Raw genomic sequence first — 24,102 nt, 5'->3', positions numbered from 1 at the left:
ACGGGTTGCCCGGACACCGGTCAGGCGGGCAGCGGTTCGGGCAGTTCCATCAGCCAGGGCAGCGCCTCCCGGTCGCCCGCGCCCAGGCGGGTGTAGGCGCCGTACAGGTGGTTGCCGACGGTGCGGACGGAGAGGGTGAGCCGCTCCGCGATCTGCCGGTTGCTCAGGCCGGCGGCCGCGAGCGTGACGATCTGCCGCTGGCGGGCGGTGAGCTCGCCGAGCACCAGGCCGGACAGCGCGGGGGTGCGGGCACCCTGGCAGCGCCGGGCGAGGGCGGCGGCACGGGTACGGGCGGTGCGGGCGGCCCGGGGTTCACGGTGGGCGCGTACCGCCTGCGCGTTCGCCTCGGCCGCGAACAGCAGGAAGCCGCGCCGTTCCAGTTCCTCGGCGACCCGGTCGAGCGCCGGTCCGTCGCCGCGCGCCAGGGCGTCGGCGTGCGCGGCGAAGACGCCGGTCAGCCGGCCGGCCGCATGCTCGGGCGCGCCGAACCGGACGGCGTCGTAGGGGTCGCCCGCGGCGGCCGCCCGGACCGCCGCGTCGAGGTCGCCCCGCGCGGCGGCGGCCCAGGCGGCGCAGGCACCCGCCGTACCCCCGCACCTAGCGGGGTCGTCGCCCGTCTGTGCCACGGCCAGGGCGAGTTCGTCGCGGCAGGCGGCATCGTCGTGGCCGGCCCGCAGACCCTCGCGGGCCCAGGCCGCGGCGTCGTGCAGCCGGCCCCCCAGCCGGGCGTACCGGGCCCGCAGCGCCGCGTACGGGGCCGGCAGCGGGGCTCCCTCGGCGGCCAGCCAGTCCCCGACGGGTGTCTCCGCCGGCCGTACGTCCGCCCGCGCGACGCGCCCGGCGAGGGCGGCCCGTTCCGCCTCCAGGGCGGGCCCGGTCCGGTCCGCGGTGCGAGCCAGGCGCCGGGCCCGCAGCCGGCCTGCGGCGGCGCGCAGGACGGGGCCGTGCAGCGGGTGCGCGAGACGGGCGGCGCCGTGGTCGTCGACGGTGACCAGGCCCTCGGCCTCCAGGTCCTCCAGGGCCCGCAGGTCGAGGGAGTCCCGGTTCAGGTCCAGGGGCAGGGGCTCGGCGAAGGCCAGCCGGTCCAGGGTCTCCCGCTCCTCCGCGCGGGCGCGGTCCAGGACCCGGGCGGTGCGCTCGCGGACCACCGGCGTGACCGGTACGGGTCCCCGCCACGCCCGCAGGCCCGTGCCGGGCACCGGCACGAGCTGGCCCTCCTCGCGCACGGCGGTCAGCAGCTCGCGCAGCAGCCGGAGGTCTCCGCGGCCCAGGCGGTGCAGCCGGTCCACGGTGAGCGGTTCCAGGCGGGCGCCGGCCCCGGCCGTGAGGAGTTCCGCGGTCTCCTCGCGGGGCAGCGGTTCCAGGGCGAGGCGCGGCAGCAGTTCCCCGGACCACAGCCGGGACACCGCGCCCGGGACGGCGGTGCCGTCGGTGGCGACGACCAGGAGCCGGGTGCGGCCGTGTACGGCGAGCTGGTGCAGCAGGGCGGCGGAGGAGTCGTCCAGCAGATGGGCGTCGTCGACCAGCAGCAGCCGTACGCCGGACAGGAGGTGCACCGCCCGGTGCAGGGTGACGGTCTCGGGCAGCAGGTGGGCGAAGGCGGCGAAGGGGATGTCCCGGGCCTCGGGCGTCCCGGCGGCCCGGGCGCAGTCCGCGCCGCGCACGGCCTCCGTGACGAGCCTGGTCTTGCCCGACCCGGCCGGTCCCGTCACCACGAGGCCGCCCCGTCCGGCCGCCACGGACCTGCGCACCAGCTCCAGTTCGTCCGCCCGCCCGGTGAACGGCCAGGGGGCGTCCAGTGTCCTCGCGTCCCGCGGAGTAGAAGTCGTCACGGGAACATGAGTCGGCCTACTCACCCGTGATACACGGTGACTTGAGTACCCCTCGACTCAGGCGCCGGGCGCGGGCCGGACGGCACCCTGGCGACCATGACCGCACGCTACTGCTCGCTGCCGCGGCAGCCGGCCCCGGTGCTCGCCCCCGGGCTGGCCGCCGAGCGCGCCGCCGCGCTCGTGGGCGGGCAGCGGATGTGGGTCAACGGAACCGTGCTGCACTACTGCTTCCTCGGCGGCGACGTCGACACCTCGGTGGTCCCGATGCCGGGCACCGGCCGGCCGCGGCGCAACGCGTGGGCGGGGACCGAGGAGCAGCGGGACGTGGTGCGTGACTGCTTCCGGGAGTGGCGGGACCTCGGCATCGGGCTCGACCTCAGGGAGGTCCGCGACCGGTCGGAGGCGGAGCTGCGCATCGGCTTCCGGTCGGGCGACGGGTCCTGGTCGGCGGTGGGCAGGGACGCGCTCCGGGTGGGCCTGAACGACCGCACGATGAATTTCGGCTGGGACCTGACCGCACCGGGTGAGCGGGCGACGGCCCTGCACCAGATCGGCCACGCGCTCGGCATGCTGCACGAGCACCAGAGCCCGTACGCCGGGATCCTCTGGGACGACGAGGCCGTCTACGCCGAGCTGGCGGGCCCGCCCAACCACTGGAGCCGGGAGCGGACCTTCCACAACATCCTGCGCAAGCTCGACGACGACGAGGCCAACGGCCCGGTCTGGGACCCGCAGTCGATCATGGAGTATCCCTTCCCGTCGGGCCTGATCCTGGAGCCCGAGCACTACCGCTCCGGCCTGCACCCGCCCGGTGTCCTCTCCGCCGCCGACAAGGAGTTCGCCCTGCGCTGGTACCCGCCCACCGGACGGCCCGGTCCGCTGGTGCCCTTCCGCTCGGTGCCTCTGGGCCTCGGGCCCGGCGAGCAGGCCGACTTCCGGGTGGATCCGCCGGAGACCCGCGAGTACACGGTGGGCACCTTCGGCGACAGCGACGCCGTCGTGGTCGTCTTCGAGGAGCGCGACGGCGTGCCCCGCTACTTCACCGGACAGGACGACGGAGGAAGCCCCCGCAACGCCACGATCAGGGCCCGTTTCGTCAAGGGCCGCCGCTATGTCGTCCGGGTGCGCCTGTACTCCTCGTGGGGTGCGGGTGAGACGGCGGTCATGTACTGGTGACCGCACGGCTCGCAGCCGCCCGGGCGCCGCGGCCACGGACCGGCGCCGGGGGCCGGCCGCGGAACGTCTCCTTCGGGGGAGGGCAGACGTTCCGCGGCCCACGCCGTGTCCGCCGCTGGGGGGCGGCGGGCACGGCGGTTCGTCCGGGCGACCGTACGCGGAAGCGCGCGCTCTTCGTGGTGACCGTCCCGGGGTGCTTCGCGGGCCCGGCCCGTGAGTTGAACTCCGAAGGCCCCGAGAACGATCAAGGGGTCATGTCGGACATTCTCCGACATGACCCCTGACCTGCGACTTCGTAAAGTCGGGACGACAGGATTTGAACCTGCGACCCCTTGACCCCCAGTCAAGTGCGCTACCAAGCTGCGCCACGTCCCGGTGTGCGATCCACGTCTGCCGTGATCGCGCTGGTCAAGCCTACCTCATCCGGTCACATGACGAGACGGCCTTGCACCGGGCCGCCCACCAGGCGTTGTCTCGCACGGTGCGTACCGAAAGAACTGAACGAGCAGAACGAAACGACCCCCTCGCCACCGACCCGACCGGTGACCGCTCCGCGCGGCGCGCCGTCACCGTCTTCCCGGTCCTCGTCCTCCTGGCCGGCGCGCTCGGCCTGCTGCTCCCCGGGAGCTTCACCGGGTGGAGCGGGGCGGTGCCGTACCTGCTGGGTGTCGTGATGTTCTGCATGGGCATCACCATGACCCCGCAGGACTTCCGCGGGGTCGCGAAGCGTCCGTGGGCGGTGGCGCTGGGGCTGGGCGCGCACTACGTCATCATGCCGGGGCTCGGCTGGGCCGTCGCCCACCTGCTCGACCTTCCGCCGCAGCTCGCCGCGGGCGTGATCCTGGTGGGCTGCGCGCCCAGCGGTACGGCGTCCAACGTGGTGACCTACCTCGCCCGCGGCGACGTCGCCCTGTCGGTCTCCGTGGCCACCGTCTCGACGCTGGTCGCTCCGCTGGTCACCCCGCCGCTGACGCTGCTGCTGGCCGGCGAGTACCTCCCGGTGGACGCCGGGTCCATGGTCACGGACATCCTCAAGACGGTGCTGCTGCCGGTCCTCGCGGGCGTCGTCGTACGGCTCCTCGCGGGGCGGTACGTGCAGCGGGCGCTGCCGGCGCTGCCCTGGCTCTCCGCGCTGACCATCGCCGTGATCGTGGCGGTGGTCGTGGCGGGCAGCGCGGACGCCATCAAGTCGGCCGCCGGTCTGGTCTTCGTCGCCGTCGTGCTGCACAACGGGCTCGGTCTGGCCCTCGGTTACGGCGCGGGGCGCCTGGGACGGCTGGGCGAGCCCGGCAGCCGCGCGATGGCCTTCGAGGTCGGGATGCAGAACTCCGGCCTCGCCGCGTCGCTGGCCACCGCGCACTTCAGTCCCCTGGCGGCGTTGCCGGCGGCGGTGTTCTCCGTGTGGCACAACGTCTCCGGGGCGGTCGTCGCGGCGTGGTTCTCGCGCCGGGGGCGGGGGCCCGCGGCCGGCTGAACGGAGTGCGCCGTTTCGCCGGGGGCCACTGTCCGGCTGCGGGTGCGTGGCGGGCGTGGTCTTCGTGGCTGGGGTCCGAGTAGGTCAGCGGTTCCCCGCCGGCCACGGCCTCGCGCATCGCCGTGCCCCAGCTCCTTCCACCGGGCGACCTGGCCGTCGTCGACGACGGCGGCGGCCTTGGCCGCGCAGAGCCCTTCGAGGTCCGGCCGGCACCCGGTGAGGGCGGCGGCCTCACCACGGTCACCACCCGCACCCGTGAGCCGCGGTTGCGGATGCGCTCGACGGGCCCCTGGGACTCCAGGTCCTCGGGCGACCTGAGCGGTTCAGAGTTTGTCCTGTCAAAAGGTTGACATGATGCCGATGCCCGCCCAGGGTGGCCTGGACAGTTCACGGACCGGTCCGAAGAGGGGCTCCCATGGTCGAGGCACTCGGTGTCGCCGTCGTCGGTTTCGGCTGGATGGGGCGGGTGCACACCCAGGCGTACGCCCGCGTCCGGCACCACTACCCCCGACTCGCGCTGCGCCCCGAGCTGGTGACGGTCGCCGAGGAGGTGCCGGGACGGGCCGAGGAGGCCGCCGCGCAGTTCGGGTTCGCCTCGACGACCCGCGACTGGCGCGAGGTGGCCGCGGACCCGCGGATCGGCGCCGTGAGCATCACGGCACCGAACTTCCTGCACCGCGAGATCGCCGTGGCGATGGCCGAGGCGGGCAAGCACATCTGGATCGAGAAGCCGGTGGGGCTGACCGCCGGGGACGCCCGCGCGGTGGCGGACGCGGTCGCCAAGGCGGGTGTGCAGGGCGCGGTCGGCTTCAACTACCGCAACGCGCCCGCGGTCGAGGCCGCCCGCGACCTGATCGGCGCCGGGGAGATCGGCACCGTCACCCATGTCCGCATCCGCCTCTTCAGCGACTACGCCGCCCACCCCGAGTCCGCTCTGACGTGGCGGTTCGAGCGCGAGCGCGGCGGCAGCGGCGTGCTCGGCGACCTGGCCTCGCACGGCGCCGACCTGGCCCGCTTCCTGCTCGGCGACATCGCGTCCCTGACCGCCGACACGGCCGTCTTCCTGCCCGAGCGGGCCCGCCCGGCCGCGGCCACGGCCGGGCACTCCCGGGCGGCGGGCGGCGAGCCGGGACCGGTCGAGAACGAGGACTACGTCAACTGCCTGCTGCGCTTCGCCTCCGGCGCCCGCGGCGTCCTGGAGGCCTGCCGGGTCTCGGTCGGCGAGCAGAACAACTACGGCTTCGAGGTGCACGGCACCACGGGCGCGGTGTACTGGGACTTCCGCCGCATGAACGAACTGGGCGTCAGCCGCGGCACGGCCTACCAGGACCAGCCGGTCAGCACGGTCTACGTCGGCCCCGGCCACGGCGAGTTCGCGGCCTTCCAGCCGGGTGCCGCCAACGCCATGGGCTACGACGACCTGAAGGTGGTGGAGGCCCACCGCTTCCTGCGCTCCGTGGCGGAGGGCACCCCGTACGGCGCCACCCTGACCGATGCCGTGCACAGCGCGGCGGTGCTGGACGCGATGGCGCGGTCGGCGGAGCGCGGCACCTGGGTCGTTCCCGAACTGCCCGGGTGACGTGCCGCAAGCACCCCCCTCACCCCATCCTCACCCCCACCCCACGCAAGGAGCAGCGGAGCACATGCGCATCGGAATCCTCGGCCTCGGCCGCATCGGCGCCTTCCACGCCGAGACCCTCGCCGGACTGGACGCCGTCGGTTCACTGGTCGTCGCCGACCCGTTCGCGGACGCGGCGCGGGCCGCCGCCGAACGGTTCGGCGCCGAGGTCGCGGACTCCCCCGAGGCCGTGCTGGCCGCGGGGGTGGACGGTGTGGTGGTCGCGGCGGCGACCGACGCCCACCCAGGGCTCATCCTGGCCGCCGCCGAGGCCGGCGTGCCCGTCTTCTGCGAGAAGCCCGTCGCCCGCACCATGACGGAGGGCGTCGAGGTGCTCAAGGCGCTCGCGGACCACGACGTGCCGGTCCAGATCGGCTACAACCGTCGCTTCGACGCCGGGTTCGTGGCCGCGCGGGCGGCCGTGCTCGGCGGTGAGCTGGGCACGCTGCACACCGTACGGTCGACCACGCTGGACCCGGCACCGCCGCCCGCCGCCTACGTCGCCGCGTCCGGAGGCATCTTCCGGGACTGCTCGGTGCACGACTTCGACATCATCCGCTGGGTGACCGGCCGCGAGGTGAGCGAGGTGTACGCCGTCGGCGGCAACCGGGGCGCCGCCCACATCCGGGAGGCGGGCGACGCGGACACCACCGGCGCGGTCCTCACCCTGGACGACGGCACGCTCGCGGTGGTGTCCAACAGCCGCCACAACGCCCGCGGTTACGACGTCCGCATGGAGATCCACGGCTTCGAGGACTCGATCGCCGTCGGCCTGGAGGACCGGCTGCCGCTGCGCTCGGTGGAGCCGGGCGCGACCTTCCCGGCCAGTACCCCGCACGACTTCTTCATGGACCGCTTCGCCGCCGCCTACCGCGCCGAGCTGACCGCGTTCACCGAGGTCGTCGCCGGTACCCGCACCTCCCCCTGCACGGTCGAGGACGCGCTGGAGGCGGGCTGGATCGCCGAGGCGTGCACCCTGTCGCTGCACGAGCACCGCCCGGTGACGATCGCGGAGGTGCGGCGGGGCTGAGCGCCGCGGGGCGGCACCACGAGCCGGCGGGCTGCTCGGTCAGCTCGCCGGCTCGCTGATGTTCACCATCCAGGGGACGCCGAACCGGTCCGTGCACATGCCGAAGACGTCGCCCCACATCTGCTTCTCCAGGGGCACGGCGACAGCGCCGCCGGCGGACAGCTTCTCCCAGTAGCCGCGCAGTTCGGCCGCGTCGTCGCCGCTGAGGCTCACCGAGAAGGTGGTGCCCGGCCTGTACTCCATCCCGGGCGGCGTGTCGGCGGCCATCAGGGTGAAGCCGGACGGGGTCTCCAGCATGGCGTGCATGATCTTGTCGGCGTACGCGGGGTCCGGCATGCCGGACTCGCCGAAGGTGTTCAGCGCCAGGGTGCCGCCGAACACCTCCTCGTAGAACTCCATCGCCTGTCGGGCGTCGCCGTCGAAGCTGAGGTACGGGTTGAGACGCGAGGTCATGGCTGCCTCCCGGAACGGCACGAGGTGCGGGTGTCGGTGCTGCGCACGCTAGCGCGCGGCACCGGCGACGGCCCGCCGGACGGCGCACCGGCGGTACCCTCCCCGCCGTCGGGGCCCGTCTCAGGCGCCGCAGGAGCGCAGGAATCTCCGGGTGCGCACTGCGATGGGCAGCGGCTTGTCCGGTTCGCAGGGGTACATGTCCTGCTCGACGATGGCGAACAGGTCCACGCCGAGTTCCTGGGCCGCCGTGAGCACCGGGCCCAGGTCCGGCACGCCGCCCGGCGGCTCGCACATCACCCCGCGCTGCACGGCCGGCCCGAAGGGCACGCCGCCCTCCCGCACCCCGGCGAGGATCTCGGGGTCGACCTGCTTGAGGTGGAGGTAGCCGATGCGCTCGCCGTAGGTCTCGATCAGCTTGACGCTGTCGCCGCCGCAGTAGGCGTAGTGACCGGTGTCCAGACACAGGTTGACCAGGCCGGAGTCGGTGGCGTCGAGGAAGCGCCCGACGTGCTCCTCGGTGTCGATGTGGGTGTCGGCGTGCGGGTGGACGACGATGTCCAGGCCGTAGGTCTCCCGCACCTCGCGGCCGAGGCGTTCCATGCCGCGGGTGAGGTGGGTCCACTGCTCGCCGGTCAGCTCCGGCGGCTCCAGGATCTCGGCGGTCTTGTCGTCGCGCCAGAAGGACGGGATGACGACGAGGTGCTTGGCGTCCATGGCCTGCGTCAGGGCGGCGACGCGGGCGACCTGCTCCCAGGTGGTGTCCCACTCGGAGGGTCCGCGGTGCAGCCCGCAGAAGATGGTGCCCGCGGAGACCTTGAGCCCGCGCCGGGTCACCTCGTCGGCCAGTCGGGCGGGGTCGGTGGGGAGGTAGCCGTAGGGGCCCAGCTCGATCCAGTCGTAGCCGGCCTCGGCGACCTCGTCCAGGAACCGTTCCCAGGGGACCTGCCCGGGATCGTCGGGGAACCAGACGCCCCAGGAGTCGGGGGCCGAGCCGACGCGGATGCGGTCGAGGGCAGAGGGCATGCTCAGGCCTTCCCTTCGGCGGTGCCGGATACGGTGCTGTCGGACGCGGTGCTGTCAGACGCGGTGCTGTCGGACGCGGTGCTGTCGCTCTTGTCGGCACTGTCCGGCGCGGGGCCCCCCGCCGCATCCGGAACGTCGTCCGGAAGGGCGTCCACGTCGACCCCGCCGACCTGGGCCAGTTCGTGCTTGAGAGCGGCGAGTTCGGCGCCGCCCGCCATGTGGTTGGTGAGTTCCTCCAGGGTGATGTCGGCCCGGGCGGAGCTGAGTTCGAGGGTGCCCAGGCGCAGCACGCTGAAGTGGTCGCCGACCATGTAGGCGTGGTGGGGGTTGTGGGTGATGAAGACGACGCCGAGGCCGCGTTCCCGGGCGGCGGCGATGTACTTGAGGACCACGCCGGACTGCTTGACGCCGAGGGCGGCGGTCGGCTCGTCGAGGATGAGGACGCGGGCGCCGAAGTAGACGGCGCGGGCGATGGCGACGGACTGGCGCTGGCCGCCGGAGAGGGTGCCGATGGGCTGTTCGAGGTCGTCCAGGACGATGCCCATGTTGCGCAGTTCCTCGTCGGCGGTCCGCTTCATGCGGGCGATGTCGAGGCGCCGCACGGGCCAGGGGCCCTTGGTCATCTCGGAGCCGAGGAAGAAGTTGCGCCACACCGGCATCAGCGGGACGGTCGCGAGGTCCTGGTAGACCGTGGCGATACCGCGGTCGAGGGCGTCGCGCGGACTGGAGAAGCGCACGGGCTCGCCGTCGACGAGGAACTCGCCCTCGGTGTGCTGGTGCAGCCCCGAGATGATCTTGATGAGGGTGGACTTGCCGGCGCCGTTGTCGCCGAGCACGCAGGTCACCCGGCCGGGGTGGACGGCGAGGTCGACGCCGTGCAGGGCGCGGACGTTGCCGTAGGACTTGCCGGCGCCGCGCAGTTCGACGAGCGGGCGGTCCCGCTCGGGCGCGGGGTCGGCGAGGACGGCGCCGTGGGTGCCGGGGGCCCCGGTGGACGAGGGGGTCTTTGTGGCCATTCCGGTCACCTCCGGGTCGCGGCGCGGCGGACGTACAGGTTGATGAGGACGGCGCCGAGGAGCATCACGCCGAGGAACGCCTTGAACCAGTCGGGGTTCCAGCCGGCGAAGACGATGCCCTGGTTCACCATGCCGAACATGAAGGCTCCGAAGACCGGGCCGATGGCGGAGCCGTAGCCGCCGGTGAGCAGGCAGCCGCCGATGACCGCGGCGGCGATGTAGATCAGCTCCTGGCCGACGCCCTCGCCGGACTGCACGGTGTTGAAGGAGAACAGCTGGTGCATGCCGACGAACCAGGCGCCGAAGCCGACGAGCATGAACAGCGTGATCTTGGTGAAGGTGACGGGCACGCCGACCGCGCGGGCGGACTCCTGGCTGCCGCCGACGGCGAAGATCCAGTTGCCGTACTTGGTGCGCAGCAGCACCCAGGTGGCCAGGGCCGCGAAGACCAGCCACCACACGACCGTGATCTTCACCTCGATGCCGCCCACGTCGAAGGACGAGGCGAACAGGGCCTTGGCCTGGTCGAAGCCGTCCATGTCGCTGATGTCGTCGGTGGCGACGTTGCCGGTGACGAGCTTGGTGACGGCGAGGTTGACGCCCTGCAGGACCAGGAAGGTGGCCAGGGTCACCAGGAAGCTCGGCAGGCCGGTCTTCACCAGCACCCAGCCGTTGAAGGCGCCGACGGCGAGCGAGGCGACGAGGGCGACGACCACGCCCATCCAGACGTTCATGGTGAGCTGGTAGCTGAGCATGCCGGCGGTGAGCGCGGAGGTGATGACGGCGACACCGGCGGACAGGTCGAACTCGCCGCCGATCATCAGCAGGGCGACGGGCAGCGCCATGATGCCGATGGTGGACGACTGGTACAGCACGGTCGCCATGGAGCCGCCGTCGCGGAGCGTGGGGGCGGCGATCAGGAAGAAGACGAACACGGCGACGGCGCCGAGGAAGACGCCGACCTCGGGCCGGGCGAGCAGCCGCAGCGCCACGGGGCGTTCCCGGGTCCGTCCGTCGGTCTCCTGGGGGCCGGGGGCCGGCGGCGCGAGCGCCGCCGGCTCAGCCTGTGGGGCCATGCTCATCACCGGGTGCCCTTCGAGGCGAACTCGGCGACGGCCTTGACGTTGGACTTGTCGACGAAGGCGGGGCCGGTCAGCACCGGCTGCTCGCCGCCGCCGCTGTAGTTGCCGTTGTTCTTGTAGAGCCACAGGCCGTCGACCGCGAGGTAGCCCTGGAGGTAGGGCTGCTGGTCGACGGCGAACTCGATGTCGTCCTTCTCGATGGCGCCGGTCAGTTCCTTGTTGAGGTCGAAGGTGGCGACCTTGGCCTTGCTGCCGGACTCGGCCACCGACTGCACGGCCGTCATGGCGAACGGGGCGCCGAGCGTGACGACGTGGTCGACGGCGCCGTCCTGCCGCAGCTTGGCCGTGACCGTCGACTTCACGGAGGGCTGGTCGGCGCCGTTGACGTAGAGGTTCTCCACGGATCCCTTGAACGTCTTCTTCATGCCGTCGCAGCGCTGGGTCAGGCCGACGTTGCCCTGCTCGTGGATGACGCACAGGGCCTTCTTCGAGCCCACCTCGTTCAGCTTCTTGCCGAACGCCTCGCCCGCCACGCTCTCGTCCTGGCCGAAGAACGACATCAGGCCGAGCTTCTTCCAGTCCGCCAGACCGGAGTTGAGCCCGACCACGGGTATGCCCGCCTTCTCCGCCTTGGCGAGGACGCTCCTGAGGGCGTCCGGCTTGGCGAGGGTGACGGCGATGCCGTCCACCTTCTGGTCGATCGCGTTCTGCACCAGGTTGGCCTGGTTGCCGGCGTTCGGGTCGGCGGAGTAGACGAGCTTGACGTTGTCCTTGTCGGCGGCGGCCTGGGCGCCCTTGCGGACGATGTCCCAGAAGGTGTCGCCGGGTGCCTGGTGGGTGACCAGGGCGACGGTCATGCGCGGGGTGTTCGCCTTGCCCGCGGAGGCCCCCGCCTCGCCCTCCTCGTCGGCCTTCTTCCCGCCCGAGCTGCTGGAACAGCCGGCGAGGGTCAGGGCCGCGGCGGCGGCGAGGGCCACGGCGGGGGCGAATCTGCGGGAGCGGGCGTGCGAAGAGCGGTCCATCTTTTCCTGCACCTCACTGTGCGACTGTGCGACGGGAAAGCCGTGTGCCAGACCCGAGAAGAATGGCTGATGCTGCGCTGGGACCGGATACAAGCCCTTGAGACGCCCACTGTCAATACTTTGTCAAGACATCCTTTCACTCACAGGTCCGAATGTAAGTACAAAGTCTTGACAGTGTCGTCCAGGAGTCATACACCTGGGAGGCGGCAGGCCCCCGCCCAGCCAAAGGAGCGTCGCACATGGCCGAGTCAGTCCCGCGTTTCGATCTCATCACGATGGGCCGCATCGGCGTCGATCTCTATCCTCTGCAGACGGGCGTACCCCTGGCGGAGGTTGAGACCTTCGGCAAGTTTCTCGGCGGTTCGGCCTCCAACGTGGCGGTCGCCGCCGCCCGGCTCGGCCGTACCGCGGCCGTCATCACCCGCACGGGCGACGACCCCTTCGGGGGCTATCTGCACGGCGCGCTCGAGGAGTTCGGCGTCGACGACCGCTGGGTCACCCCGGTGGCGGACCACCCGACCCCGGTGACGTTCTGCGAGATCTTCCCGCCGGACGACTTCCCGCTGTACTTCTACCGCCGCCCCAAGGCACCGGATCTGGAGATCCGCCCGGAGGAACTGGACCTGGACGCGATCCGCGCGGCGTCGGTCTTCTGGATGACCGGCACCGGCCTGAGCGAGGAGCCGAGCCGTACGGCGACGCTGACCGCCCTCGCCCACCGCGCCAAGTCCGGCACCACGGTCTTCGACCTGGACTGGCGCCCCATGTTCTGGACCGACCCGGACGAGGCCCGCCCGTACTACGCCGAGGCCCTCGGGCACGCGACCGTCGCGGTCGGCAACCTGGACGAGTGCGAGATCGCCACCGGCCTGCGCGAACCCCGTGCCTGCGCCGAGGCGTTGCTCGCGGCCGGGGTGGAACTGGCCGTCGTCAAACAGGGACCGAAGGGTGTCCTCGCCCTCCACCGCGACGGCCGGTCGGCCGAAGTGCCGCCGGTGCCGGTCGAGGTGGTCAACGGCCTCGGCGCGGGTGACGCGTTCGGCGGTTCCCTGTGCCACGGTCTGCTCTCCGGCTGGGAGCTGGAGCGGACCATGCGGTACGCCAACGCGGCCGGCGCCCTCGTCGCCTCCCGCCTCGCCTGCTCCTCCGCGATGCCCACCGGGGCCGAGGTCGACGACCTCCTCGCGCGAGCCACTCCCTGAACGGAGCCACGTCTTGTCCCCCAGCATCTCCAGCATCCCGGACCTCACCGCGGTCCGGGCCCGGCACCCGGAGGCGATCGCCGAGGCCGCGGCCCGCCGGGTGCGCCGCCCGCTGATCGGCGACTCCGGCCGCCTGATGATCGTGGCCGCCGACCATCCGGCGCGCGGCGCGCTCGGCGTCGGCGACCGCGCACTCGCCATGGCCAACCGCGCCGACCTGCTGGAACGCCTGTGCACCGCGCTGTCCCGGCCCGGCGTCGACGGAGTGCTCGCCACCGCCGACGTGCTGGAGGACCTGCTGCTGCTCGGCGTGCTGGAGAACAAGGTCGTCATGGGCTCGATGAACCGGGGCGGCCTGGCGGGCGCCGCCTTCGAGATGGACGACCGCTTCACCGGCCACCGCGCCGAGGACATCGCCCGCCTGCGCTTCGACGCGGGCAAGCTGCTGCTGCGCATCGACTACGACGACCCCGGCTCGCTGGCCACGATGGAGGCCGGCGCCCGCGCGGTGGACGCCATGGCCGCGCGCCGGCTCCCCCTGTTCGTCGAGCCGTTCATATCCCGCCGGATCGACGGGCGGGTCCGCAACGACCTGTCCGCCGAGGCCGTCACCCGCTCCATCGCCATCGCCTCGGGCCTGGGCGGCACCTCCGCCTACACCTGGCTGAAACTGCCCGTCACCCGGGACCCGGACGACATGGCCGAGGTCCTGGAGACCTCCACGCTGCCCACCGTGCTGCTGGGCGGCGACATAGGAGGAACCCCGGCGGACCAGAGCGCGGCCTACGAACGCTGGCGCAAGGCCCTGAGGCTGCCCACCGTGCAGGGCATGGTCGTCGGCCGCTCGCTGCTCTACCCGGCCGGGGGCAGCGTGGAGGAGGCGGTGGACACGGCCGTCGGACTGCTGTGACCGAGACGAGGCGGAGGACCGGACGATGACCTATCACCTTCCCGCGGGCGAGGCGGCGGACGGCCCGTACGCCGTGGACGTGACCCCCGAGAGCGCCGGCTGGGGCTACAGCAGTCTGCGGGTGGTGCGCCTGCCGCCCGGCGGCAGCCACACCTTCGACAGCGGCGAGAGCGAGTGGATCGTCCTGCCGCTGAGCGGCGGCTGCACGGTCCGGGCCACCGACGAGTCGGGCGAGGACACCTTCGAACTGACCGGGCGCGAGGGCGTGTTCGCCGGCGTCACCGACTTCGCCTACGTGCCGCGCGAGGCCCGTACGACGCTGACGTCCTCCGGCGGCGGCCGGTTCGCCCTGACCGGCGCGCGCTGCACCCGCCGCCTGCCCGCCCGCTACGGACCGGCCTCCGAGGTGCCGGTGGAGCTGCGGGGCACCGGCACCTGCTCGCGGCAGGTCAACAACTTCGCCGCGGCGGGGACGTTCGCGTGCGACAGGCTGATCGCGGTGGAGGTCCTCACGCCGGGCGGCAACTGGTCCTCCTTCCCGCCCCACAAGCACGACGAGCACCGCCCCGGCGAGGAGTCGGTGCTGGAGGAGATCTACTACTTCGAGTTCACTGACCACGCGGGCATCCCGGGCCTCGGTTACCAGCGGGTCTCGCCGTCCGGGCGGGGAGGGGGCACCGACGTCCTCGCCGAAGTGCGCGACGGGGACGTCGTCCTGATCCCCGACGGCTGGCACGGACCGTCGATGGCGGTCCCCGGGCACCACATGTACTACCTCAACGTCATGGCCGGGCCGGAGGCCGAGCGTGCCTGGCTGATCAGCGACCATCCCGGCCACGCCTGGATCCGCGACACCTGGCCCGAGCAGCCGGTCGACCCCCGGCTCCCCCTCTACACCGCACCGGAGAGGTCCGCATGAGCGCCGCCGCCACCCGCCGACTGACCACCGCCCAGGCCCTGGTGCGCTTCCTGGCCGCGCAGTACACCGAGCGCGACGGCGTGCGGCGCCGGCTGATCACGGGCACCTGGGGCATCTTCGGCCACGGCAACGTGGCCGGTCTCGGCCAGGCGCTCGTCGAGTACCGGGACGCGATGCCGTACCACCAGGGCCGCAGCGAACAGGCCATGGTGCACGCGGCCGTCGGCCACGCCCGCCAGCTCAACCGCCTGTCCGCGCAGGCGGTGACGACGTCCATCGGCCCCGGCGCGACCAACCTGGTCACCGGCGCCGCCCTCGCCACCATCAACCGCCTGCCGGTCCTGCTCCTGCCCGGCGACTACTTCGCCTCGCACGCCGCCGACCCGCTGCTCCAGCAGCTGGAGCACCCCGTCGAGGCCGACGTGTCGGTCAACGACGCCCTGCGGCCCGTCTCCCGGTACTTCGACCGGATCACCCGCCCCGAGGCGCTGCTCGCCTCCGCCTTGAAGGCCGTGCGTGTGCTGGCCGACCCGGCGGAGACCGGCGCGGTCACCCTGGCGCTGCCGCAGGACGTGCAGGCGGAGGCGTACGACTGGCCGGAGGAGTTCTTCGCCGACCGCGTCTGGCGGGTGCGCCGCCCCGCGCCCGACCCGGCGGAACTGGCCGACGCCGTCCGGGCGGTCCGGGCCGCCGCCCGCCCGCTGATCGTCGCGGGCGGCGGCGTCCACCACAGCGAGGCCGAAGGAGCCCTGCGGGAGCTGGTGGACGCCACCGGCATCCCGGTCACCTCCACCCAGGCGGGCAAGGGGGCGCTGCGCCACGACCACCCGGCCGACCTCGGCGGCATCGGGCACACCGGCACCGCGGTGAGCGACGAACTCGCCCGCACCGCCGACCTGGTGATCGGCGTCGGCACCCGCTACTCGGACTTCACCACCGCCTCCGGCACCCTCTTCCAGCATCCGGACGTCCGCTTCCTGAACCTCAACATCACCGCCTTCGACGCCCACAAGCTCGCCGCCGGCACCCTGGTGTGCGACGCGCGGGCGGGGCTCTCAGCGCTGGCGGAGGCGCTGTCCGGCCATCGTGTGGACGCGGCGTACGAGACCGAGTACCGGGCGGGCAAGGCCCGCTGGGAGGAGACGGTGGAGGCCGCCTTCCGGGCCGAGGACGACGGCGCGGTGCCGACGCAGACGCAGGTGCTGGGCGCGCTGGACGCGGTCGTCGGCGACGAGGACGTCGTGATCAACGCGGCCGGCTCGCTCCCCGGCGACCTGCACAAGCTGTGGCGGGCCCGCTCCCCGCGCCAGTACCACCTGGAGTACGGCTACTCCTGCATGGGCTACGAGATCCCGGCCGCGCTCGGCGTCCAGCAGGCCGCGCCCGGCACGCCCGTGTGGGCCCTGGTCGGCGACGGCACGTACCTGATGAACCCGACGGAGATCGTCACGGCCGTCCAGGAGAACCTGCCGGTGAAGCTGGTCCTGGTGCAGAACCACGGCTACGCGTCCATCGGCGGCCTCTCCGAGTCGGTGGGTGCCGAGCGCTTCGGCACCGACTACCGCCACCGCGTCGCCGACGGCTCCTTCACCGGTGCCCCGCTCCCCGTCGACCTCGCCGCCAACGCGGCCAGCCTCGGCATGGACGTGCTGCGCGCCAAGACGGTGCGTGAGCTGCGCGAGGCGCTGGCGACGGCCCGGACGGCGACCCGGCCGACGTGCGTGTACGTCGAGACGGCGCCGCCGTCGGCCGCGCCGCCCGCGGCGGCCTGGTGGGACGTGCCGGTGGCCGAGGTGTCGGCCCGCGAGGCCGCCACCGGCGCGCGCGAGGCCTACGAGCGCGCGGTCGCCGACCGCCGCCACCACCTCTGAGCCCTCCGCCCCCCCGCCCGCACAGCCCGTCACCGACGCAAGGGAGGTACGTCCATGGCGAAGACCGGCGACCCCGCACGTGCCGTGACCGCCCCCGCGACCGGCACCATGGACTTCGCCCTGGACCGGAGCAGTCCGGTGCCGCTCTACTACCAGTTGGCCCAGCAGCTCGAAGCAGCGATCGGACACGGCGTGCTCGCCCCGGGGAACCTGCTGGGCAACGAGGTCGACCTCTCCGTCCGCCTCGGCCTGTCCCGGCCGACCGTCCGCCAGGCCATCCAGTCCCTGGTCGACAAGGGACTGCTGGTCCGGCGGCGCGGGGTCGGCACCCAGGTGGTGCACAGCCAGGTCAGGCGCCCGCTGGAACTGAGCAGTCTCTACGACGACCTGGAGGCGGCCGGACAGGGCCCCGGCACCCGGGTGGTGCGCAACGAGCGCGTCCCGGCCGGGGCCGAGGTCGCGACGGCCCTCGGTCTCGCGGAGGGCACCGAGGTCACCGTCCTGGAGCGGCTGCGCCTCACCCACGGCCGGCCGGTGGCGATGCTGTGCAACTACCTTCCGGCGGACCTGCTGGAACTCGACGACGCCCGGCTGGAGTCGACCGGCCTGTACCGGATGATGCGCGCGTCCGGCATCACCCTGCACAGCGCCCGCCAGACCGTCGGCGCCCGCATCGCCCGCCCCGAGGAGGCCGAGCGCCTCGGCGAGCAGGAGGGCGCCGCGCTGCTCACCATGCAGCGCACCGCGTACGACGACACCGGGCGGGCGGTCGAGTACGGGACGCACGTCTACCGCGCCTCCCGGTACGCGTTCGACTTCCAACTGCTGGCCAGGAGCTGACCGGACGACCGCGACGGGAGCAACGGCCCCGCCCGCCGCCTAGGGTGGAACGGGTGAACTGGCGAAAGCGCAAGAAACTGTCCCGACGTCTCGCCGGCGCCGCGCTGACCGGTGACGTCTCACGGGTCCGGGCCGCCCTGCGGGCCGGAGCACCGGCCGAGACCGCCGACTCCGCCGGAAGCACCCCGTTGTACCTCGCGTCCGTGGGCGGGGAGACAGGCATCGTCCGCCTCCTGCTCGCGGCCGGGGCCCGGCCGGACACGGAGAGCGGAATCGGTTCGGAGGGCACTCCGCTGTGCGGGGCGGCCTGCTGGGGGCACACGGAGACCGTCCGCGCGCTGCTGGAGCACGGAGCCGACCCGAACCTGCGCGAGGACCACGGCACCGGCTGGACGCCGCTGCAGTGGGCGTCGAACGGCCCGCACCAGGAGACGGCCGACCTGCTGCTCGCGGCGGGGGCGCTGCCCAGGGACTGACCGCCGGCGGCAACCACGGCGGGGGGAACAGCAGGGGGACGACACAGAAAGGGCCTTCGCGGACTCGTGTCCGTGAAGGCCCTTCACACCGTCGGGACGACAGGATTTGAACCTGCGACCCCTTGACCCCCAGTCAAGTGCGCTACCAAGCTGCGCCACGTCCCGGTGTGCTCACGCGCGGTGCACCGCGCGATCACGCGGACAGCACTTTACCCCACCCACCGGGCGATGCCTAAGCGGGCTCCGGCGAGGGACAATCGGCCCATGGACCGCCCTGCCGACAGCCCCATGGACAGCACCGACCCCGGCCGCCCGGAGGCCGGACGGGACCGCGACGACGCGGGCCGCGCCCGCAACGCCCGGCCGCGGGACGGACTCGGGCGGCCCCTGCCGTACGGCTCCGACGGCGTGCCGCGCCAGCCCGAGGGCGTCGTCCGGGCCCCGGCGGAGACGGTCGCCGAGGCGCAGCGGCTGCTGGACGAGGGCAAGCCGTTCCACGCCCACGAGGTGTTCGAGGACGCCTGGAAGTCGGGGCCCGACGAGGAGCGGGAGCTGTGGCGCGGACTGGCCCAGCTCGCCGTCGGGCTGACGCACGCGGCGCGCGGCAACGTCACCGGCGGGGCCAGGCTGCTGCGGCGCGGGGCGGGCGCCGTGACCGAGTGGGCGGCGTCGGGGTCCGGGCGGCAGCGGCCGTACGGGATGGACCTCGGAGCGGTCGCCGGGTGGGCCCGGGAGCTGGCCGGTGAGGTGAAGGGCGGGGGGTCCGTGGACGCGGCGGCGCGGGCACCCCGGCTGCGGGGCTGAGTCCGGCCGGGGCGGCCCGGGCGGAGCGTGGTCGGTGGCGTACGGCAGACTCGTGGCGTGCGGACAATTCATGTGATCGGTATCGGCGCGGGCGACCCCGAGCAGCTCACCCTCCAGGCGGTGCGGGCGCTGCGGAGCACGGACGTGTTCTTCGTCCTGGACAAGGGCGAGGCCAAGGCCGACCTGGTGCGGCTGCGCCGGGACATGCTGGAGACGCACCTGCCGGAGGGGACCTACCGCGTCGTCGAGGCGCGCGACCCCGAGCGTGACCGCGGCGCGGGCGGCGCGGCGTACTCCCCGGCCGTCGGGGACTGGCGCAGTGCCCGCGCCGGCATCTACGAGCGGCTGATCGCGGAGGAGCTGGGCGAGGACGAGACCGGCGCGTTCCTGGTGTGGGGCGACCCCGCGCTGTACGACAGCACGCTGGGCATCCTGGAGGAGATCCTGGAGCGCGGCACGGTGGCGTTCGAGTACGACGTGGTGCCCGGCATCAGCAGCGTCTCCTCCCTGGTCGCCCGGCACCGGACCGGGCTGAACCGGGTGGCGCGGCCGGTGCAGATCACCACCGGGCGGCGGCTGGCCGAGGGCTTCCCCGAGGACGCGGACGACGTCGTCGTGATGCTCGACGCCCACCAGACCTTCCGGCGGTACGCGGACCAGGACATCGACATCTACTGGGGCGCCTACCTGGGCACCCCGGACGAGATACTCGACTCCGGCCCGATCGCCGAGGCGGCGCCCCGCATCGAGCGGCTGCGCGCCGAGGCGCGCGAGCGCAAGGGCTGGATCATGGACACCTACCTGCTGCGGCGCAACCCCGGCGAGCGCTGACCGGCCCGGCGCGTACCCGGGCGGCCCCGCCCCGCATGCGTGGCCGGTGCACCGGTGTGATCGTGGCCGCGTGACAGTCGCCGAGGAAGCGCCACGGACCGCCGCCGTCCAGCCGCCCGTGCTGGACCGTCGGCGCCGCAACGTCGTCTTCGTCACGATCATGCTCGGCATGCTGCTCGCGGCCCTGGACCAGACGATCGTGGGCACCGCGCTGCCCACGATCGTGTCGGACCTGGGCGGTGCCCAGCACATGTCCTGGGTGGTGACCTCGTACCTGCTCGCGGAGACCGTGGCGACGGTGCTGGTCGGCAAGTTCGGCGACCTGTTCGGCCGCAAGGTGGTCTTCCAGGTGTCCGCGGTCGTGTTCATCACCGGCTCGTTCCTGTGCGGGCTGGCGACGAACATGCCGCTGCTGATCGTCTGGCGGGCGGTCCAGGGCGTCGGCGCGGGCGGCCTGATGGTGACGGCGATGGCGCTGATCGCCGACGTCATCCCGCTGCGGGAGCGGGGCAAGTACCAGGGCGCGATCGGCGCGGTCTTCGGGGTCGCGACGGTCGTCGGACCGCTGCTGGGCGGGCTGTTCACCGACCATCTGTCCTGGCGCTGGGCGTTCTACGTCAACGTGCCGATCGCGGTCGTCGTGGTGATCGCCGCCGCCCGGACCATCCCGGTGGTGAAGGCGGCGGCCCGTCCCGTCATCGACTACCTGGGCATCGCGCTGGTGGCGATCGGCGCGAGCGCGCTGATCCTGGCGACGAGCTGGGGCGGCAACGAGTACGCGTGGGGCTCGGCGGTGATCGTCGGGCTGTTCGCGGGCGGGCTGGCCGCGCTCGGCCTGTTCTGCTGGGCGGAGACGCGGGCGGCCGAACCGATGCTGCCGATGCGGCTGTTCTCCAATCCGGTGTTCACGGTCTGCTCGGTCCTCAGCTTCATCGTCGGTTTCGCCATGCTGGGCGCGCTGACGTACCTGCCGACGTATCTGCAGTACGTGGACGGCGACTCGGCCACCGTCTCCGGGGTGCGGACCCTGCCGATGGTGGCGGGCCTGCTGATCGCCTCGGTGTTCAGCGGCAACGTGGTCAGCAAGACCGGGCGGTACCGGCTGTTCCCGATCGCGGGCACGCTGGTGATGGGCGCGGGCCTGTACTTGATGTCGCTGATGGGCCCGGCCACGGGCGCGGGGCTCGAATCGCTGTACATGTTCGTGCTGGGCACCGGGATCGGCCTGTCCATGCAGGTGCTGACCATCGCCGTGCAGAACACGGTGGAGTACTCCGACCTCGGCACCGCGACCTCCGGCGTCACCTTCTTCCGCACGCTGGGCAGCTCCTTCGGCACCGCCGTGTTCGGCACGATCTACGCCAACGCGCTCGGCCCCCACCTGCGGGACGGCGTCGGCGCCGCGGTCCGCACCGGTGCCGCCGATCCGTCGGTGATCGCCGGGGCCTCGACCAGTCCGGAGGGCGTGCACCGGCTGCCGGCCCCGGCGTCGGCGCCCATCGTCGAAGCGTACGCGGACACCATCCAGACCGTGTTCCTGTGGACGGTGCCGGTCGCGGTCCTGGGCTTCGTGGTCGCCCTGTTCCTCAGGCAGGTCCCGTTGCGCGACAGCGCCCGGGCGGGCTCCACGGACATGGGCGAGGGCTTCGCCTCACCGCACGACGCCAGCAGCAGGCGGACCCTGGAGGCGTCCGTCGGGAAGATCATCGGCAGTACGGAACTGGACACCGCGCGCCGGATCATCGCGGACAGCGACACCCGGCTGGACGTCGCCGGCGCCTGGGCGGTGATGCAGGTCGAGCTGTTCACGCGGCTGGTCGGGCACGCGAGCCTCGGCCTGATCGCGGCCCGGCGCCGGTTGCCGCCGGAGGTGCTGCTGCCGGTCTTCGACCGGATGGTGGAGGAGGGGTTCCTGACCCGGCACGGTTCCCTGCTCTCGCACACCGACGCGGGCGCCCGCGAGGCCCTCGTGATCGGCCGGGCCTGGGCGACCTGGCTGGAGGACCGGGTGGAGCGGGACGTCGGGCGGCCGACGGACGACGAGCTGCGCGCCGCCCTCGACGCCATCGCCAAGCGCCTGCTGGTGGAAGATCTCAGCAACGGTCTGCCCCAGCGGATCAGGCGAGCAGGAGCTGCAGACCGCCCACAACCGTCGCCGCGATCACCAGACGCTCGAACAGGCGTTGGTTGATCCGGTCCACGGCCCACTTGCCGAGGAACGCGCCGGGCACCACGAAGACGACCAGCGCCGCGTCGAGCAGCAGCGAGTGGCCGTCGATCAGGCCGAGGCCCGCGCTGAAGGGGAGCTTGGAGACGTTGACGATCAGGAAGAAGAACGCCGACGTGCCCAGGAAGCCGAGTTTCCGGAACCCCGCGGACAGCAGGTACATCGACATCACCGGGCCGCCCGCGTTCGCGACCATCGTGGTGAACCCGCCCAGGACGCCGTACGAACGGGCCTTCGCACGGCCGGCGCGCGAAGCGACCCCGTCCGGCTGCCCGGCGTCCGCCCCGGCGGCGTCGGCCTGCCGCCGGCGCCACACCGTCACCCCGGCCATGAACAGCAGGATCACGCCGATCGACGTGCGCACGACCGCGTCGTCCGCCCGCACCAGGAACAGCGTGCCGACGACCACGCCCACGCCGACCGCCGGGAACAGCCGCCACAGCGTGGGCCAGTGCGCGTGGCGCCGGTAGGTGAGGACGGCCAGGACGTCACCGGCGATCAGCACCGGCAGCAGGATGCCGGTGGAGGCGCGGGCGGGCAGGACCGCCGCGAAGATCGCGAGGCTGACCGTGTTGGCCCCGCTCACCGCGGTCTTGGAGAAACCGACGAGCAGGGCCGCGAAGGCGAGCGCGGCGAACTGCCAGCCGGTGAGGTGCCCGAGCGTGATGGTGTCCATGGCGGGGACCGATGCTATGCGCACCCGGCCGGCGCCGTAAGCACCGTCTCGCCCCTTGATCCTTAGCGTCCCGATCCCGTGCGGCCGGCGTACCGCACGCGCAGCTCCCGCTTCAGGATCTTCATGCTCGGCCCGAGCGGCAGCTCGTCCGCGAACTCCACCCGGCGCGGGTACTTGTGCCGGCCGAGGTGCTCCTTGGACCACTCGGTGACCTCGGCGGCGTCCGGTGCCCGGTCCGGGGCGCGCACGACGACGGCGCAGACCTCCTCGCCGTGCAGGTCGTCCGGGAGCCCGATGACGGCGACCTGCGCGATGCCGGGGTGGCGCATCAGCACCTCCTCGACCTCGCGCGGGTAGACGTTGTAGCCGCCCCGGATGATGACGTCCTTCTTCCGGTCGACGATCCTGAGGAACCCCTCGTCGTCCTTGGTGCCCAGGTCCCCGGTGCGGAACCAGCCGTCGACCAGGGCTTCCGCCGTGGCCTCGGGGCGGCCGAGGTAGCCGGAGAAGACGTTGTGGCCGCGGACGACGACCTCGCCCAGCTCGCCGGGCGGCAGCAGTTCGACGCGGTCCTCCGCCTCGGCGCGGGCGATCTCCACGTCCACGCCCCACAGCGGGTGGCCGATGGTGCCGGGCCGCGCGCCGAACACCGGCTGGTTCACGGCCGCCGCCGGAGAGGTCTCCGACAGTCCGTACCCCTCATAGATCTTCGCCCCGAACGCCTCCTCGAACCGCTCCAGGACGGCCACCGGGAGGGAGGCGCCGCCGGAGACGCACACCCGGAGCTCCGGCAGTGCCTCGGCGCCGGGGGCCGCGGCGGCGAGGGCGACGAACATGGTCGGCACCCCGTGGAAGGTGTTGACGTTCTCCTTGACCATCAGCTCGATCGCGCGCGCCGCGTCGAAGCGCGGCAGCAGGACGAGGGTGGCGCCCGCCCGCCAGGTGGAGTTCAGGGAGACGGTCTGGCCGAAGGCGTGGAAGAGGGGCAGCGCGCCGAGCGCGACGTCGTCGGGCCGGATGTCGTTGGCGTCGAAGGCGTTGACCGTCGCGTTCATCACCAGGTTGAAGTGGCTGAGCACGGCGCCCTTGGGGACGCCGGTGGTGCCGCTGGTGTAGAAGACGACGGCCGGGTCGTCGGCGTTACGGGTGACGTACGAGGGCAGGGGCTCGGCGTCCGCCGCGAGCCGGCCGAACTCGGACCCGTCGCCGAGCGTGAGCATCCGTACGCCGGTCGCCCGCGCGGCGGCGGCCCCGGTCTCCGCCTGCGCGGGGTGGCACAGGAGCAGGGTGGCCCCGCTGTCGCGCAGGACGTGCTCGACCTCGGCCGCCGACAGCAGCAGGTGCACCGGCACGACGACGGCACCGGCCGCGGCGACGGCGTAGTACGCGACGGGGAAGTCGGCGGTGTTCGGTGCCATCAGCGCCACCCGGTCCCCCGGCCGGACGTCCAGGCCGGCCAGGGCGCCCGCCTGGGCGCGGGCCCGCCGCCACACCTCGGCGAAGGTCAGGCGCAGGTCGCCCTCGACCAGCGCCTCCTTGTCGGGACGGCGCCGGGCGTTCTCGGCGAGGACGGCGGCGACGGAGAGGGTTGCCATGGGGTGTTGCTCCGTTTCCTTGCTG

21 protein-coding genes, 2 tRNA genes and 1 pseudogene are annotated in these 24,102 nt (G+C 73.1%); 13 read left to right on the top strand and 11 right to left on the bottom strand.

Translation table 11 applies throughout. The annotated features are described in order from the left end of the window. Positions 1-20: 20 nt before the first annotated feature. On the bottom strand, positions 21-1,832 hold the full coding sequence (locus Sdi02f_RS02670; protein ID WP_245962125.1) for a LuxR family transcriptional regulator AbsR2: 1,812 nt from the start codon (positions 1,830-1,832) through the stop codon (positions 21-23). Positions 1,833-1,928: 96 nt separating this feature from the next. Between Sdi02f_RS02670 and absR1 the strand changes: the two genes are divergently transcribed. Continuing rightward, complete coding sequence (gene absR1 / locus Sdi02f_RS02665) at positions 1,929-3,008, top strand: beta-glucuronidase AbsR1 (protein WP_030403703.1); 1,080 nt, start codon at positions 1,929-1,931, stop codon at positions 3,006-3,008. 301 nt (positions 3,009-3,309) lie between these two features. Here the strand turns inward: absR1 and Sdi02f_RS02660 are convergent. Next, a tRNA-Pro gene (locus Sdi02f_RS02660) sits at positions 3,310-3,383 on the bottom strand. Between the two features lie 106 nt (positions 3,384-3,489). On the opposite strand from Sdi02f_RS02660, the gene Sdi02f_RS02655 reads away from it, so the two are divergent. Next, positions 3,490-4,482, top strand: coding sequence for a bile acid:sodium symporter family protein (locus Sdi02f_RS02655; RefSeq protein ID WP_031086395.1), 993 nt, complete (start codon positions 3,490-3,492; stop codon positions 4,480-4,482). 28 nt (positions 4,483-4,510) lie between these two features. Here the strand turns inward: Sdi02f_RS02655 and Sdi02f_RS36210 are convergent. Further along, positions 4,511-4,786 (bottom strand): annotated as a pseudogene (locus Sdi02f_RS36210) (GntR family transcriptional regulator); the annotation flags it as partial. 111 nt (positions 4,787-4,897) lie between these two features. On the opposite strand from Sdi02f_RS36210, the gene Sdi02f_RS02650 reads away from it, so the two are divergent. Both Sdi02f_RS02650 and Sdi02f_RS02645 read left to right on the top strand, forming a co-directional pair. Further along, positions 4,898-6,061, top strand: coding sequence for a Gfo/Idh/MocA family protein (locus tag Sdi02f_RS02650; RefSeq protein ID WP_108932626.1), 1,164 nt, complete (start codon positions 4,898-4,900; stop codon positions 6,059-6,061). Between the two features lie 64 nt (positions 6,062-6,125). Then, positions 6,126-7,130 (top strand): Gfo/Idh/MocA family protein, encoded by a 1,005-nt coding sequence (locus Sdi02f_RS02645; RefSeq protein ID WP_167458106.1) that lies wholly within the window; start codon positions 6,126-6,128, stop codon positions 7,128-7,130. 39 nt (positions 7,131-7,169) lie between these two features. Here the strand turns inward: Sdi02f_RS02645 and Sdi02f_RS02640 are convergent, their stop codons facing one another. The 5 genes from Sdi02f_RS02640 to Sdi02f_RS02620 all read right to left on the bottom strand — a co-directional run bounded on the left by Sdi02f_RS02640 (position 7,170) and on the right by Sdi02f_RS02620 (position 11,726). Continuing rightward, positions 7,170-7,583: a VOC family protein gene (locus tag Sdi02f_RS02640; RefSeq protein WP_108932624.1), complete on the bottom strand. Its 414-nt coding sequence runs from the start codon at positions 7,581-7,583 to the stop codon at positions 7,170-7,172. 120 nt (positions 7,584-7,703) lie between these two features. Next, on the bottom strand, positions 7,704-8,606 hold the full coding sequence (locus tag Sdi02f_RS02635) for a sugar phosphate isomerase/epimerase family protein (RefSeq protein ID WP_108932623.1): 903 nt from the start codon (positions 8,604-8,606) through the stop codon (positions 7,704-7,706). Between the two features lie 2 nt (positions 8,607-8,608). Further along, positions 8,609-9,622, bottom strand: coding sequence for an ATP-binding cassette domain-containing protein (locus Sdi02f_RS02630; RefSeq protein WP_108932622.1), 1,014 nt, complete (start codon positions 9,620-9,622; stop codon positions 8,609-8,611). 5 nt (positions 9,623-9,627) lie between these two features. Next, positions 9,628-10,704 carry an ABC transporter permease gene (locus tag Sdi02f_RS02625; RefSeq protein ID WP_030403710.1) on the bottom strand — a complete coding sequence of 359 codons (1,077 nt, stop codon included), beginning with the start codon at positions 10,702-10,704 and terminating at the stop codon, positions 9,628-9,630. Beyond that, on the bottom strand, positions 10,704-11,726 hold the full coding sequence (locus Sdi02f_RS02620; protein ID WP_030403711.1) for a sugar ABC transporter substrate-binding protein: 1,023 nt from the start codon (positions 11,724-11,726) through the stop codon (positions 10,704-10,706). The genes Sdi02f_RS02625 and Sdi02f_RS02620 overlap by 1 nt, the downstream gene beginning before the upstream one ends. A gap of 239 nt (positions 11,727-11,965) precedes the next feature. Between Sdi02f_RS02620 and iolC the strand changes: the two genes are divergently transcribed. From iolC to Sdi02f_RS02590, 6 genes are read left to right on the top strand one after another with little or no spacing between them, the layout of a single operon-like run. Next, positions 11,966-12,928: a 5-dehydro-2-deoxygluconokinase gene (gene iolC / locus Sdi02f_RS02615; protein WP_030403712.1), complete on the top strand. Its 963-nt coding sequence runs from the start codon at positions 11,966-11,968 to the stop codon at positions 12,926-12,928. 13 nt (positions 12,929-12,941) lie between these two features. Further along, entirely contained in the window at positions 12,942-13,838 is an 897-nt protein-coding gene (locus tag Sdi02f_RS02610) for a Cgl0159 family (beta/alpha)8-fold protein (protein ID WP_053664223.1), read from the top strand. Between the two features lie 25 nt (positions 13,839-13,863). Then, complete coding sequence (iolB, locus tag Sdi02f_RS02605; protein WP_108932621.1) at positions 13,864-14,757, top strand: 5-deoxy-glucuronate isomerase; 894 nt, start codon at positions 13,864-13,866, stop codon at positions 14,755-14,757. Beyond that, positions 14,754-16,628: a 3D-(3,5/4)-trihydroxycyclohexane-1,2-dione acylhydrolase (decyclizing) gene (gene iolD / locus Sdi02f_RS02600; RefSeq protein ID WP_108932620.1), complete on the top strand. Its 1,875-nt coding sequence runs from the start codon at positions 14,754-14,756 to the stop codon at positions 16,626-16,628. The genes iolB and iolD overlap by 4 nt, the downstream gene beginning before the upstream one ends. A 54-nt stretch (positions 16,629-16,682) precedes the next feature. Next, entirely contained in the window at positions 16,683-17,468 is a 786-nt protein-coding gene (locus Sdi02f_RS02595; RefSeq protein ID WP_030403716.1) for a GntR family transcriptional regulator, read from the top strand. A 53-nt stretch (positions 17,469-17,521) separates the two neighbouring features. Continuing rightward, positions 17,522-17,944, top strand: coding sequence for an ankyrin repeat domain-containing protein (locus Sdi02f_RS02590; protein ID WP_108932914.1), 423 nt, complete (start codon positions 17,522-17,524; stop codon positions 17,942-17,944). A 91-nt stretch (positions 17,945-18,035) separates the two neighbouring features. Here the strand turns inward: Sdi02f_RS02590 and Sdi02f_RS02585 are convergent. Next, positions 18,036-18,109 (bottom strand) — tRNA-Pro (locus tag Sdi02f_RS02585). Between the two features lie 99 nt (positions 18,110-18,208). On the opposite strand from Sdi02f_RS02585, the gene Sdi02f_RS02580 reads away from it, so the two are divergent. The 3 genes from Sdi02f_RS02580 (at position 18,209) to Sdi02f_RS02570 (ending at position 21,770) form a co-directional block, all read left to right on the top strand. After that, on the top strand, positions 18,209-18,748 hold the full coding sequence (locus Sdi02f_RS02580; RefSeq protein ID WP_108932619.1) for a DUF309 domain-containing protein: 540 nt from the start codon (positions 18,209-18,211) through the stop codon (positions 18,746-18,748). Positions 18,749-18,805: 57 nt separating this feature from the next. Then, positions 18,806-19,579, top strand: a complete 774-nt coding sequence (gene cobF / locus Sdi02f_RS02575) for a precorrin-6A synthase (deacetylating) (RefSeq protein ID WP_030403719.1) — start codon at positions 18,806-18,808, stop codon at positions 19,577-19,579. A 70-nt stretch (positions 19,580-19,649) separates the two neighbouring features. Further along, positions 19,650-21,770: an MDR family MFS transporter gene (locus Sdi02f_RS02570; protein ID WP_030403720.1), complete on the top strand. Its 2,121-nt coding sequence runs from the start codon at positions 19,650-19,652 to the stop codon at positions 21,768-21,770. On the opposite strand, the gene Sdi02f_RS02565 is transcribed toward Sdi02f_RS02570, so the two are convergent. Both Sdi02f_RS02565 and Sdi02f_RS02560 read right to left on the bottom strand, forming a co-directional pair. Further along, the gene (locus Sdi02f_RS02565) at positions 21,697-22,482 is read right to left on the bottom strand and encodes a sulfite exporter TauE/SafE family protein (protein WP_030403721.1); all 786 of its coding nucleotides are present in this window, start codon (positions 22,480-22,482) and stop codon (positions 21,697-21,699) included. The genes Sdi02f_RS02570 and Sdi02f_RS02565 overlap by 74 nt on opposite strands. 62 nt (positions 22,483-22,544) lie before the next feature. Next, positions 22,545-24,077, bottom strand: coding sequence for a long-chain-fatty-acid--CoA ligase (locus Sdi02f_RS02560; RefSeq protein ID WP_053637775.1), 1,533 nt, complete (start codon positions 24,075-24,077; stop codon positions 22,545-22,547). Positions 24,078-24,102 lie beyond the last annotated feature (25 nt).

Source organism: Streptomyces ardesiacus (assembly GCF_003112575.1).
GTDB lineage: Bacteria > Actinomycetota > Actinomycetes > Streptomycetales > Streptomycetaceae > Streptomyces > Streptomyces ardesiacus.
This window is presented reverse-complemented; position numbering and strand designations above follow the sequence as displayed.

What these genes read in the sequence shown, in the direction of transcription:
- absR1 (WP_030403703.1), top strand. Translation starts at nt 1,929, where the DNA reads ATGACCGCACGCTACTGCTCGCTGCCGCGGCAGCCGGCCCCGGTGCTC.
- Sdi02f_RS02650 (WP_108932626.1), top strand. Translation starts at nt 4,898, where the DNA reads ATGGTCGAGGCACTCGGTGTCGCCGTCGTCGGTTTCGGCTGGATGGGG.
- Sdi02f_RS02645 (WP_167458106.1), top strand. Translation starts at nt 6,126, where the DNA reads ATGCGCATCGGAATCCTCGGCCTCGGCCGCATCGGCGCCTTCCACGCC.
- Sdi02f_RS02640 (WP_108932624.1), bottom strand. Translation starts at nt 7,583, where the DNA reads ATGACCTCGCGTCTCAACCCGTACCTCAGCTTCGACGGCGACGCCCGA.
- Sdi02f_RS02635 (WP_108932623.1), bottom strand. Translation starts at nt 8,606, where the DNA reads ATGCCCTCTGCCCTCGACCGCATCCGCGTCGGCTCGGCCCCCGACTCC.
- Sdi02f_RS02630 (WP_108932622.1), bottom strand. Translation starts at nt 9,622, where the DNA reads ATGGCCACAAAGACCCCCTCGTCCACCGGGGCCCCCGGCACCCACGGC.
- Sdi02f_RS02625 (WP_030403710.1), bottom strand. Translation starts at nt 10,704, where the DNA reads ATGAGCATGGCCCCACAGGCTGAGCCGGCGGCGCTCGCGCCGCCGGCC.
- Sdi02f_RS02620 (WP_030403711.1), bottom strand. Translation starts at nt 11,726, where the DNA reads ATGGACCGCTCTTCGCACGCCCGCTCCCGCAGATTCGCCCCCGCCGTG.
- iolC (WP_030403712.1), top strand. Translation starts at nt 11,966, where the DNA reads ATGGCCGAGTCAGTCCCGCGTTTCGATCTCATCACGATGGGCCGCATC.
- iolB (WP_108932621.1), top strand. Translation starts at nt 13,864, where the DNA reads ATGACCTATCACCTTCCCGCGGGCGAGGCGGCGGACGGCCCGTACGCC.
- iolD (WP_108932620.1), top strand. Translation starts at nt 14,754, where the DNA reads ATGAGCGCCGCCGCCACCCGCCGACTGACCACCGCCCAGGCCCTGGTG.
- Sdi02f_RS02595 (WP_030403716.1), top strand. Translation starts at nt 16,683, where the DNA reads ATGGCGAAGACCGGCGACCCCGCACGTGCCGTGACCGCCCCCGCGACC.
- Sdi02f_RS02580 (WP_108932619.1), top strand. Translation starts at nt 18,209, where the DNA reads ATGGACCGCCCTGCCGACAGCCCCATGGACAGCACCGACCCCGGCCGC.
- Sdi02f_RS02565 (WP_030403721.1), bottom strand. Translation starts at nt 22,482, where the DNA reads ATGGACACCATCACGCTCGGGCACCTCACCGGCTGGCAGTTCGCCGCG.
- Sdi02f_RS02560 (WP_053637775.1), bottom strand. Translation starts at nt 24,077, where the DNA reads ATGGCAACCCTCTCCGTCGCCGCCGTCCTCGCCGAGAACGCCCGGCGC.